Source organism: Proteus terrae, assembly GCF_003144325.1.
Classification (GTDB): domain Bacteria; phylum Pseudomonadota; class Gammaproteobacteria; order Enterobacterales; family Enterobacteriaceae; genus Proteus; species Proteus terrae.
In genome coordinates, this window is sequence record NZ_PENS01000015.1 from 98,947 (window position 1) to 110,824 (window position 11,878).

The window sequence follows — 11,878 nt, forward strand, 5'->3', positions numbered from 1 at the left end:
GCAGGAAACAAGTAGGAAATTTTAGTTTAAAGAGTCAATAAAGAAGAGAAAAGCTTTTGTATAAAATAAATTGATAAAAATAGATGAAATATTGATGAAAGTAGCGGTTATGACAAAAGAAAGGATAATAATTACCCTTTCTTTTATTAATGAAGATTTTTAGCTAATTAACAGGCTTGTTTGACAAGTGGAACATCAAAGGCTTTGCGTAGCTTGTCAACAAAATCATCGTCTTCGCAAATGGTTTTGCCTGGGCTATCTGATAATTTAGCAACGGGCTTGCCATTACACTCCACCAGCTTAATCACAATATTAAGCGGTGTGATTTCAGGAATGTTGCAAGTAAGCCGAGTACCAATACCAAAGATCAAACGAATGCGTTTATGAAAATGTTTATAAAGTACTAATGCCTTTTGAAAATCGAGACTATCAGAAAAGACTAATACTTTACTCATTGGATCAATGCCCAATTTTTCATAATGCGCGATCGCTTTTTCACCCCATTCAATAGGATCACCAGAGTCGTGACGTAAACCTTGGTAGCTCTCTGCAAAGGTTTTATCAAAATCACGCAAAAATGCATCCATTGTAATGCAATCTGTTAATGCGATACCTAATTGATCTGGATATTCATCTAACCAAGATTGCAAGGCGGCGCGTTGGCTGTTTGCCAGTTCAGGACTAATCTGTTGATGAGCCTGAAACCACTCGTGAGCTTGTGTTCCCACAGGGGCTAATTGCATCCGTTCAGCTAAATGATAGTTACTTGTACCAATAAGATAAGGAAAATGATTTTTCAGCTCATCCACAATGGCACGCTGCACATCATAAGAAAAACGGCGACGAGTACCAAAATCCATCAATTTGAAATCAGCTAAGTCAATCTGTTGCTTAGCAGCATCACGGTAGAAGATATCAATTAATTTACGTAGTTGATTAACTGCATCGTCAGGAGTGACTTGAGGCGAGCGAGCACGATGTACAATTTCACTCACTAAAGCCAACAAAGGAACTTCCCATAGAATAACTTCACGCCAAGGGCCTGTTATCCTGATCATCAGTTGGTTTTCAGGTGTCGCTGAAATTTGGACTTGTTCTGGTTTAAAGCGAAAATGCTTAAACCATTGCAGATAGTCATTTTTGAAAAAGGGGAGACTCTGAAGATAGTCAAATTCTTCATTCGTTAATGACAGGTCTGCCATCATATTAACTTGATGGCGTAAGGTTGTTGCATATTCACCTAGACGTTCATCACTCCGACAGCGGAACTCAGCAACGACAGGAATATCACTATAATGATGGTAAACCGCTTGTTGCATGTGGAGCTTATATGCATCGGTATCCAACAGTGATGTAATAATCGGTGTAGCGTCTAAAATCATAGCGCGTCAAGCATCCTCACGGAGCGTTTTTATGTCTGCTAAATCGTTAAGGTTGGAGAGTATACCCGAATATGACGACAAAGCGTCACTATTCAACAATATTTCTCTGCGACATAAAAACAAGCTGTAAAACTTAGATGAGTTTACCACGTTAAACATAATTTGGGAGTATATTAGCATCATTTACCAAATAAATTGATTACATGTATTAATAAACTATTAACATTCTGTTGACTTTTGATGTTTTCAATTGAATATTCGACTGGCTAAACAGATTTTTGACGAGTAAGCTTTGGTAATATAACCGTTAAATAGTCGTGTTAACTAAAAGGTTTTTTCTATGACACAACAAAGAATCGCGAAATTTCGCAAAGATTATCGTGCCCCTGACTACACAATCACCGATTTACATCTTGATTTTATCTTAGATAAAGAAAATACCCAGGTTACGGCGATAAGCCAGTGTAAACGCTTAAACTCAGATGCAACAGCATTAGAGTTAGATGGTGAAGACTTAACATTAAAATCAATTGCAGTAAATGATGTTGCTTGGACACACTATAAAGAAGAAAACGGCAAACTCATCATTGAACAATTGCCAGAGCAATTTACATTAAAAATTGTTAACGAGATTAATCCATCGGCTAATACAGCATTAGAAGGGCTGTATGTTTCTGGTGATGCGTTATGTACACAGTGCGAAGCTGAAGGTTTCCGCCATATTACCTACTATTTAGATAGGCCGGATGTGTTAGCTCGTTACACCACAACAATTACGGCAGACAAAAAACAGTATCCTTATTTATTGTCAAATGGTAACCGTATTTCACAAGGTGAACTTGATGATGGTCGTCATTGGGTAACATGGGAAGATCCACATCCAAAACCAAGTTATTTATTTGCGGTAGTGGCGGGTGACTTTGATGTATTACGAGATACTTTTATCACCAAAAGCGGTCGTGAAGTCGCTTTAGAGCTTTTTGTTGATAAAGGTAATTTAGATCGTGCCGATTGGGCAATGACATCATTGAAAAATGCGATGGCATGGGATCAATCTCGCTTTAATTTAGAATACGATCTCGATATCTATATGATAGTCGCTGTTGACTTCTTTAATATGGGTGCGATGGAGAATAAAGGACTGAATGTCTTTAACTCTAAATATGTACTAGCAAAAAGTGAAACGGCAACTGACAAAGATTATTTAGGTATTGAGTCTGTTATTGGTCATGAATATTTTCATAACTGGACAGGTAACCGCATCACTTGTCGTGATTGGTTCCAATTAAGCCTAAAAGAAGGTTTAACAGTTTTCCGTGATCAAGAATTTAGCTCTGATTTAGGTTCTCGCTCTGTTAATCGTATCAATAATGTACGGGTGATGCGTACCGCACAGTTTGCAGAAGATGCAAGCCCAATGGCGCATCCAATTCGTCCTGATAGCGTGATCGAAATGAACAACTTCTATACTTTAACAGTATATGAAAAAGGTTCAGAAGTGATCCGAATGATCCACACCTTATTAGGCGAAGAGCAATTCCAAGCTGGCATTCAAATGTATATTCATCGTCATGATGGTAGTGCTGCAACTTGTGACGATTTTATTCAAGCAATGGAAGATGCTTCTAATGTTGATCTGACTTTATTCCGTCGTTGGTATAGCCAATCAGGTACGCCACAACTGACAGTTCGAGATAGTTATGATGCTAATAAAAAGCAATACACTTTAACTGTTAGTCAAATGACGCCCCCGACAGCGGATCAAACTGAAAAACAGCCATTACATATTCCATTAGATATTGAGTTGTATGATAGCAAAGGCAATGTGATCCCACTGCGTTCACAAGGTCAAACTATTTCTAATGTATTAAATGTGGTACGTGAAGAGCAGCAGTTTATCTTTGACGATGTACCAGAACAACCGATCCCATCTTTATTACGTGAATTCTCTGCGCCTGTAAAACTTGACTACCCATTTACGGATGAGCAACTCTCTTTCTTAATGAAATATGCACGTAATGCATTTTCACGTTGGGATGCAGCCCAAGCATTATTAGGTCGCTATATAAAAGAAAATGTTGCTCGAGTTCAAAAAGGTGAAACCTGCATTTTGCCTGAAATGGTGGTTGATGCTTTCCGCGCAGTATTACTTGATAAAGATATTGATCCTGCATTAGCAGCACTTATTCTGACATTACCAACAGATGTTGAAGCGGGTGAATCATTTAGTATTATTGATCCTGTTGCCATCCATAAAGCGCTTGGTTTTATTCGTAAAACACTGGCAACTGAAATGGCCGATGAATTTTCTGCTGTTTATCATTCAATGCATATTGGTGCTTATCGTGTTAATCATGATGATATTGCAAAACGTGATTTACGCAATGTTTGCTTAGGTTATTTAGCAGTTGAAAATGAGCAAACAGGCAACAAACTTGTTGATGCGCAATATCACAATAGCGATAACATGACCGACGCACTTGCCGCACTTAGCGCGGCTGTAATGGCTCAGTTACCTTGCAAAGATGCGTTATTACAAGAATTTGATGATAAATGGTATCAAGATGGTTTAGTGATGGATAAATGGTTTAGTTTACAAGCTATGAGCCCAGCAACAGATGTGTTACAGACAGTACGTAGCCTGTTATCTCATCGTTCATTTACACTTGCAAATCCTAACCGTACTCGTGCGTTAATTGGTGCATTTGTAAATAATAACCCAGTTGCTTTCCACGCTGCAGATGGTTCTGGTTACTTATTATTGACAGAAATTCTGACTGACTTAAATAGCCGTAATCCACAAGTTGCATCACGTCTTATTGAGCCGTTTATCCGCCTTAAACGTTACGATGCAACACGCCAAGAAAAAATGCGTACAGAGTTATTAAAACTGAAAGAACTTGAGAATTTATCAGGTGATTTATATGAGAAAATCACCAAAGCTTTAGCTGATTAATATTACGTTTTATATCACTTTATGAGTGAGCGAATAGTATAAAATCAGCATGATAATTAGATCCCCAGCATAGTCTGGGGATTTTTTTATGGTAAATTGTGAAATTGAAGCGTTTACTTTTCGTGCTTTTATCTATATGATGCACGACGCTTAAATTGTCGTAGACATATCATTCCTAATACCCGATATTCTCAATGGAGATCGTATGTATTATTCCTTAGTAAGGAAGGCATTGTTTCGGCTAGATCCTGAACGTGCCCATGATTTTACCTTCCGTCAGTTAAAACGTTTATCTCATTCCCCATTTCAATTTCTTATTCAGCAGTCTCTTCCTTCAAAACCCGTTTCCTGTATGGGACTCTCATTTAAAAATCCACTTGGTCTTGCTGCCGGTCTTGATAAAAACGGTGATTGTATAGATGCATTGGGTGCAATGGGATTTGGTTTTATTGAAGTTGGTACCGTGACACCTCGTCCTCAAGTAGGAAATGATAAACCCCGTTTATTTCGCTTAGTGGAAGCTGAAGGCTTAATTAACCGAATGGGTTTTAATAACCTTGGCGTCGATAACTTAATTGAAAATGTAAAACAATCTCGTTATGGTGGCGTACTGGGTATTAATATCGGTAAAAATAAAGATACCCCAGTAGAGCAAGGTAAAGATGATTATCTGATTTGTATGGAAAAAGTCTATGCTCATGCCGGTTATATCGCAATCAATATCTCATCACCAAATACCCCCGGTTTGCGTACTCTACAATACGGTGAAGCATTAGACGATCTGCTATCAGCAATTAAAAATAAACAATTAGAGTTGCAGGGAAAATATCAAAAATATGTTCCTGTTGCTGTTAAAATTGCACCTGATTTAACACATGAAGAATTAATTCAAGTTGCAGATAGCTTAGTTCGTCACCATATTGATGGTGTTATTGCGACAAATACCACATTAGATAAATCATTAGTTAGTGGGTTAGATCACTGTAATGAAGCTGGGGGATTAAGTGGTCGTCCGGTACAATCAAAAAGTACACAAATAATTCGCCAATTAAATGAAGAATTAAAAGGTGCATTACCTATTATTGGCGTTGGTGGAATTGATTCATTAACGGCAGCCAGAGAAAAAATGGATGCAGGTGCTTCTCTTATTCAAGTCTATTCAGGATTCATTTATCAAGGTCCTGCACTTATCAAATCTATAATTAATCATATCTAAATACATTTTATAATGAGTTAGGGGCTTTTCTTCTGCCCCTAACTCGTTTATATTGCCCCTAGTTGGTTATTTTTTATTAAATTGCACTGATTGTGCTTAATTAATAGTAAAATGAATCCTGTTTTTGTTAGGTGATATTAAATATTTTATTTAGGTCATTTAATTTTGATTGTTTATCAGAGTATAAAACAGGGAATGAATCGAAGGGGGATTAATTAGTGATAATAAAACCCGATGATCGCTGGCGTTGGTATTTTGATGTTGAGCAACAAAAATTAATGCTTGATTTAGCAAATGGTATGGTTTTTCGTTCCCGCTTTCCAAGCAAAATGTTGAGTGAAAGTGCTCGACAATCAGCATCTTTTACCGTCGATGATGCAGCTCTTTATTATGGATACGATGAGCAAATTCGACAAATAGATATGCCATCAGAATCAAGAGCTGAATTAGCTTTAAATGCATTAATAGCCCATCGCTTTTTAAAGCCACTGATGCCTAAGAGTTGGTATTTTGAAGTTAACAATAATCAAATCAACCCTTATTTATCTCAAGTGGTAGAAGCCTCATTAAAGGAAGCAGACGAAACAGCTCTTTTTTTAGTGACTGAAGTGGGGGCTCAAGCTTGTTTATGTTTATTAGCTCAACCACAGTTAACATTATTTGATAGAACACTTAATTTTTGTGACCCAATAAAAATTATGAATGATAGGTTAAGCAATTACCATAAAGAGTCAGAGTCAGGATCATTTTTGTACGAGAAAGTTATTTAACAAAAAGAGTAAAAAGGACTTACTCTTTTTATCGTTACTCATTATTTATAACATTCTAAAAACAAATTCACCCTAAACAAAACTCCCCAAAATCAAATCCTCATTACTCTCTTTCTGTATCTTTTTTCTAGAAATAAATTTATTGATAATTCATCATTGAGTTTTTAATAAGATAATTCTTATTAAATAAACTGTTTTATTTAAAATAAAAAAGAAGGTCAGGACAAATTACCTTCTTTTAATTTGCGATAAAGATAAGTGTTATTTTTTATTAAGCGAAAGTTTGACATTACCGTTAGGAACACAGCTACAGGCTAAGATTTTACCTGAGCGTTTAATTGCGCCAGCTTTTAATGCATTAACATCGCCTTCATCCAATTGGATAACACAAGAGCCACAAAGGCCGGCTCGGCAACTATAAGGAATGGTATAACCATTATTTTCAAGCTGTTCTAACAGAACTTCTTGGTTATTACCTTCAAAAACCTCGCCGTTAAATTCAATGCTGACAGTCCGTTCTTGTGTGTTTTCAATGACAGGTGCTGATTGTGTTTCAACAGGTGCTGTTACAAGATATTGTTTTGCTTCTTTATAAGCTAATACCTCAACAGCATCTCCCACACGAATAATACCCGTTTGACGAATAATGATATTTTGACCAAAATCGACATCACCGGTTTCATCACTACGGAATGTTTGCAGTGTTGCGAGTGGTTCTGTGTTAGGATGCTTAACGCCTTTATCAATACTAATTGTGGTCATGATGCAACGGCTACAAGGTTTCATCAGATCCATCACAACAGAGCCAACACGAATAGTCTGCCAAGTATCTTCTTCAAAAGGCTTTGCACCTGTTACGAGGATATTACCTCGAAATTGTTCAATATTAATTGAAGCAGGGCAGCGCTGTTGTAAGTATTGAAATGAGGCTTCATTAATTAATAAGTAAGGGTAACCATCGGCGAAAGAAACAGCGGTTTCTGGATTTCTTTTCACTCGGCGTGTCGATTTTTCGCCTGTCCAACGAAGTTGAACATCCATTTTTAAATAACGACTGAACCACTGATTTATTTCATCTGGTGCCACATACGCGGTAAAATGGTTGCCCCAAACTTCTGTCGGTTGCAATGTGGTCTCAAAATCTTGATAGGTGATAGCAATGCCTTCACCATCAGGTGCTTGAATATAAATACCATTTGCCATGATCGTGGGAATAAAACACAGCAAAACGGGAAATTTTCGTGCCGTGATAAAAGTCCCTTCTGGGGTGGTTATCATAAAATCACGATCAAACGTGAATCCGCTCTCACGAGCAAATGCATGAGAAAGTCGAATTCCCTTCATTGATTTAACTGGGTGTATATAAAGGCGTGAAACGTTGATCATCAGTGCTCCCAAAAGACATTATTATTTTTTATAGCCAGTAACTTTATGACAACGTAATACAATTAGCTATAATGCCCAACAATTTTATTTTAGGTGGTAACAATATTATGCGCTCTCTGTTTGCCAGCACAGGCCGAGGTCTGGAAGAACTATTAAAATCTGAACTTGAACACCTTGGTGCTCAGGCTTGCCAGATAACTCAAGGCGGTGTTTATTTTCGTGCTGATGATAAAACCATGTATCAGTCTTTACTTTGGAGTCGTTTAGCGTCGCGCATTATGTTGCCGTTAAATGAGTTCAATGTTTATAGTGATCTAGACTTATACCTTGGTGTGCAGGCAATTGACTGGAGTGAGATTTTTACTGTTGATCAGACTTTTGCTATACATTTTAATGGCACGAATGACATTATTCGTAATAGCCAATATGGTGCATTAAAAGCGAAAGATGCCATTGTTGACTCATTCCAACGTAAAATAGGGCAACGTCCAGATGTCGCTAAACAATCTCCTGATATCCGCTTAACCATTCATCTTCATAAAGAAAAAGCCTCGCTATCTTTAGATTTAAGTGGTGATGGTTTACATCAGCGCGGCTACCGCGACTTAACAGGGCAAGCACCTTTAAAAGAGAACTTAGCTGCCGCAATTATTATGCGTTCAGGCTGGAAAATTGACACACCACTGATCGATCCAATGTGTGGCTCAGGGACGTTATTAATTGAAGCCGCAATGATGGCGACTGATTGTGCTCCAGCATTAAATCGTGTGCATTGGGGATTCCGTCATTGGCTAGGTCACGATGAAGCGTTATGGAAAGAAGTGACCCATGAAGCTTTTGCTCGTTTCCGTGAAGGTAAAAAGAATACCACGGCGCGTTTCTATGGTTTTGATGTTGATAAGCGCGTATTGGATATGGCAAGAGCCAACGCACGCAGAGCCGATGTTGCTGAACTGATCACATTTGCTCACGGTGATGCGGCTAAACTGACAAACCCTGTTTCAGCAGAAATCAAAGGGACAATTATCAGCAACCCACCATATGGTGAACGCTTAGAAAGTGAACCAGCATTAATTGCACTTCACAGCCAATTAGGAAGAGCAGTAAAAGCACACTTCCCAGGGTGGAGATTGTCACTATTTAGTGCATCACCTGAGTTGTTAAGCTGCATTCAATTACGTGCTGAACGAGAGTTCAAAGCAAAAAATGGTCCTCTAGATTGTGTACAAAAGAACTATTTACTTTCTGAGACACCATCAACGATTAACACTGGACTTGCGGAAGATTTTGCAAATCGTTTACGTAAAAATGAGAAAAAACTCGCGAAATGGGCAAAACAACAGCAAATTGAATGTTATCGCTTATACGATGCTGATTTACCTGAATATAATGTTGCTGTGGATCGCTATGGCGATAAAGTGGTTATCCAAGAGTATGCGCCACCTAAAACAGTTAATGAACACAAAGCCCGTCAGCGTTTATTCGATGTGATTAGCGCAACAATGGAAGTACTGGCATTACGTTCTGATCAACTGATTTTAAAAACCCGCCAACGTCAAAAAGGTAAACAGCAGTATGAAAAAATGGCCGAAAAGGGTGATTTCTTCTTAGTTGACGAATTTGGTGCAAAATTCTGGGTGAACTTAACAGATTATCTTGATACAGGATTGTTCTTAGATCACCGTATTGCACGAAAAATGCTAGGTGAAATGAGCAATGGAAAAGATTTCTTAAACCTCTTTGCTTATACCGGTACTGCATCTGTACACGCTGGGATTGGTGGTGCAAAAAGTACGACGACAGTTGATATGTCACGTACCTACCTTGAATGGGCTGAGAAAAACTTCCAAGCAAATGGCTTATCTGGTAGACAACATCGTTTAATGCAAGCTGATTGTTTACAATGGTTAATGCAAAGTAATGAACAATTTGATGTGATTTTTATCGATCCACCTACGTTTTCTAACTCAAAACGAATGGAAAACACCTTTGATGTGCAGCGTGATCACATTGAACTAATGAAGCATCTGAAACGTTTGTTAAGAAAAGGCGGAACAATTATGTTCTCAAATAACAAACGTGGATTCAAAATGGAACATGACGAGTTAGCAAAAATTGGGTTGTGTGCAAAAGAGATAACACAGAAAACATTATCACAAGATTTTGCACGTAACCGTCAAATTCATAATTGCTGGCTGTTAACTCATGCTGGTGAGGAATAATTTACAATGCCGTTAATTAGTTTGACAGGGGCTTATTTATCTTTCAGTGATGCCCCACTATTAGATAGCACCGATTTATTTATTGAAGAAAATGAACGAGTTTGTTTAGTTGGGCGTAATGGTGCAGGTAAATCAACACTATTAAGAGTGTTATCTAAAGAGCAACCTTTAGATGACGGTCAAGTTGTTTATGAGCAAGATCTTGTGACTGCTCGCTTACAGCAAGATCCTCCAAGAGATATTGAAGGCACTATCTTTGACTTTGTTGCTGAAGGTGTTGAAGAAGATGCTAAATATCTAACGGATTATCACCATATTTCTAAACTGATTGAGACAGATCCTTCTGATAAAAATCTCAATAAAATGGCAGAGCTACAAGAAGTACTTGATAGCCGTAATTTGTGGTTGCTTGATAGCCGAATTGCAGAAGTGCTAGAAAAACTTGGTTTAGATGGTGAAGCTGAGCTTTCTTCTTTATCAGGTGGTTGGCTAAGAAAAGCAGCCTTAGGGCGCGCGTTAGTCAGCGCACCAAGAGTGCTATTTTTAGATGAACCAACAAACCACCTTGATATTGAAACGATCCTTTGGCTTGAAAAGTTCTTAAAAGATTTTCAAGGAAGTATCGTATTTATTTCCCATGACCGTTCATTTATTCGTAATATGGCAACGCGTATTATCGATCTTGATCGAGGAAAACTTTCTTCATGGCCGGGAAATTACGATAAGTATCTTGAAAGCAAAGAAGAAGCGTTGCGTGTTGAAGAGCAACAAAACGCAGAGTTTGATCGTAAATTAGCGCAAGAAGAAGCGTGGATACGCCAAGGCATTAAAGCACGACGTACTCGTAACGAAGGTCGTGTAAGAGCATTGAAAGCATTACGTGTTGAACGTAGTGAACGCCGTGAAGTGTTAGGCAGTGCTCGTATGCAAGTCGAAGAAGCTACGCGTTCTGGTAAAATCGTATTTGAGTTAGAAGATGTTAATTATAGTATTGGAACCCGCAAGTTAGTTCGTGATTTTTCTGCCAAAGTACAACGTGGCGATAAAATTGCGCTGGTGGGGCCGAATGGTTGCGGTAAAACCACTTTATTGAAACTTATGCTAGGTGATTTAAAAGCAGACAGTGGGCGAGTTCATTGTGGTACTAAGCTTGAAGTTGCTTATTTTGATCAGCACCGTGCAACACTTGATCCTGATAAAACAGTGATGGACAACCTTGCTGAAGGTAAGCAAGAAGTAATGGTAAATGGTCGTCCTCGCCATGTACTTGGTTATTTGCAAGACTTTTTATTCCCACCTAAACGTGCAATGACACCTGTTCGTGCACTTTCAGGAGGTGAGAGAAACCGTCTATTGCTAGCACGTTTATTCTTAAAACCAAGTAACTTGCTTATTCTTGATGAGCCAACTAATGATCTCGATGTTGAAACATTGGAATTGCTAGAAGAACTCGTTGATGCTTACCAAGGCACTGTTTTACTGGTTAGCCATGACCGTGAATTTGTTGATAATAGTGTTACTGAGTGTTGGATCTTTGAAGGTGATGGTGTTATTAACAGCTACGTTGGTGGATATTTTGATGCTCAGCAACAAAGAGCACAGTCGGTTTCACTAAAGGGTGAGGCAAACAAATCACGTAACACACCAGAAAAAACTGAAAAAGAAGCAAAAGCGAAAGATAGCTCTAAAAAGAACACTCGCACTAACAAGTTAAGTTATCATTTGATGCGAGAACTGGAGCAACTTCCTGCAAAATTAGAAAGCTTGGAAATGCAGTTAAGTGCGTTACAAGAAGAAGTGAGTGGGGCGGATTTCTTTACGCGTCCTCATGAAGAGACAGAAAAAGTCTTAAAAGCGCTTGCAGATAAAGAACAAGAGCTTGAAACTGCTTTTGATAGATGGCAAGAGCTAGAATTGATGCAAAACGGCGAATAGCCAACCGAAAA

The 11,878-nt window shown here is 38.3% G+C and carries 7 protein-coding genes; 5 read left to right on the top strand and 2 right to left on the bottom strand.

Annotation, left to right across the window (positions count from 1 at the left end; translation table 11 throughout):
- Nucleotides 1–167 precede the first annotated feature (167 nt).
- Entirely contained in the window at nucleotides 168–1,382 is a 1,215-nt protein-coding gene (gene pncB, locus DK857_RS15440) for a nicotinate phosphoribosyltransferase (RefSeq protein ID WP_109402633.1), read from the bottom strand.
- Nucleotides 1,383–1,722: 340 nt separating this feature from the next.
- On the opposite strand from pncB, the gene pepN reads away from it, so the two are divergent.
- The 3 genes from pepN to DK857_RS15455 all read left to right on the top strand — a co-directional run bounded on the left by pepN (nucleotide 1,723) and on the right by DK857_RS15455 (nucleotide 6,324).
- Nucleotides 1,723–4,338 carry an aminopeptidase N gene (gene pepN, locus DK857_RS15445; protein WP_109402634.1) on the top strand — a complete coding sequence of 872 codons (2,616 nt, stop codon included), beginning with the start codon at nucleotides 1,723–1,725 and terminating at the stop codon, nucleotides 4,336–4,338.
- A gap of 205 nt (nucleotides 4,339–4,543) precedes the next feature.
- The gene (gene pyrD, locus DK857_RS15450; protein WP_036912193.1) at nucleotides 4,544–5,554 is read left to right on the top strand and encodes a quinone-dependent dihydroorotate dehydrogenase; all 1,011 of its coding nucleotides are present in this window, start codon (nucleotides 4,544–4,546) and stop codon (nucleotides 5,552–5,554) included.
- Nucleotides 5,555–5,772: 218 nt separating this feature from the next.
- Nucleotides 5,773–6,324: a cell division protein ZapC gene (locus DK857_RS15455; protein ID WP_109393567.1), complete on the top strand. Its 552-nt coding sequence runs from the start codon at nucleotides 5,773–5,775 to the stop codon at nucleotides 6,322–6,324.
- A 261-nt stretch (nucleotides 6,325–6,585) separates the two neighbouring features.
- On the opposite strand, the gene DK857_RS15460 is transcribed toward DK857_RS15455, so the two are convergent.
- Nucleotides 6,586–7,710, bottom strand: coding sequence for a YcbX family protein (locus DK857_RS15460; protein WP_109402635.1), 1,125 nt, complete (start codon nucleotides 7,708–7,710; stop codon nucleotides 6,586–6,588).
- A 107-nt stretch (nucleotides 7,711–7,817) separates the two neighbouring features.
- Between DK857_RS15460 and rlmKL the strand changes: the two genes are divergently transcribed.
- On the top strand, nucleotides 7,818–9,932 hold the full coding sequence (rlmKL, locus tag DK857_RS15465; RefSeq protein ID WP_109402636.1) for a bifunctional 23S rRNA (guanine(2069)-N(7))-methyltransferase RlmK/23S rRNA (guanine(2445)-N(2))-methyltransferase RlmL: 2,115 nt from the start codon (nucleotides 7,818–7,820) through the stop codon (nucleotides 9,930–9,932).
- 6 nt (nucleotides 9,933–9,938) lie between these two features.
- A complete protein-coding gene (locus DK857_RS15470) occupies nucleotides 9,939–11,867 on the top strand; it encodes an ABC transporter ATP-binding protein (protein ID WP_109402637.1) in 1,929 nt (642 codons plus the stop codon).
- Nucleotides 11,868–11,878: the final 11 nt, after the last annotated feature.

Excerpts from the sequence above, each read along its gene's own strand:
- pncB (WP_109402633.1), bottom strand. The coding sequence starts at position 1,382 with ATGATTTTAGACGCTACACCGATTATTACATCACTGTTGGATACCGAT.
- pepN (WP_109402634.1), top strand. The coding sequence starts at position 1,723 with ATGACACAACAAAGAATCGCGAAATTTCGCAAAGATTATCGTGCCCCT.
- pyrD (WP_036912193.1), top strand. The coding sequence starts at position 4,544 with ATGTATTATTCCTTAGTAAGGAAGGCATTGTTTCGGCTAGATCCTGAA.
- DK857_RS15460 (WP_109402635.1), bottom strand. The coding sequence starts at position 7,710 with ATGATCAACGTTTCACGCCTTTATATACACCCAGTTAAATCAATGAAG.
- rlmKL (WP_109402636.1), top strand. The coding sequence starts at position 7,818 with ATGCGCTCTCTGTTTGCCAGCACAGGCCGAGGTCTGGAAGAACTATTA.
- DK857_RS15470 (WP_109402637.1), top strand. The coding sequence starts at position 9,939 with ATGCCGTTAATTAGTTTGACAGGGGCTTATTTATCTTTCAGTGATGCC.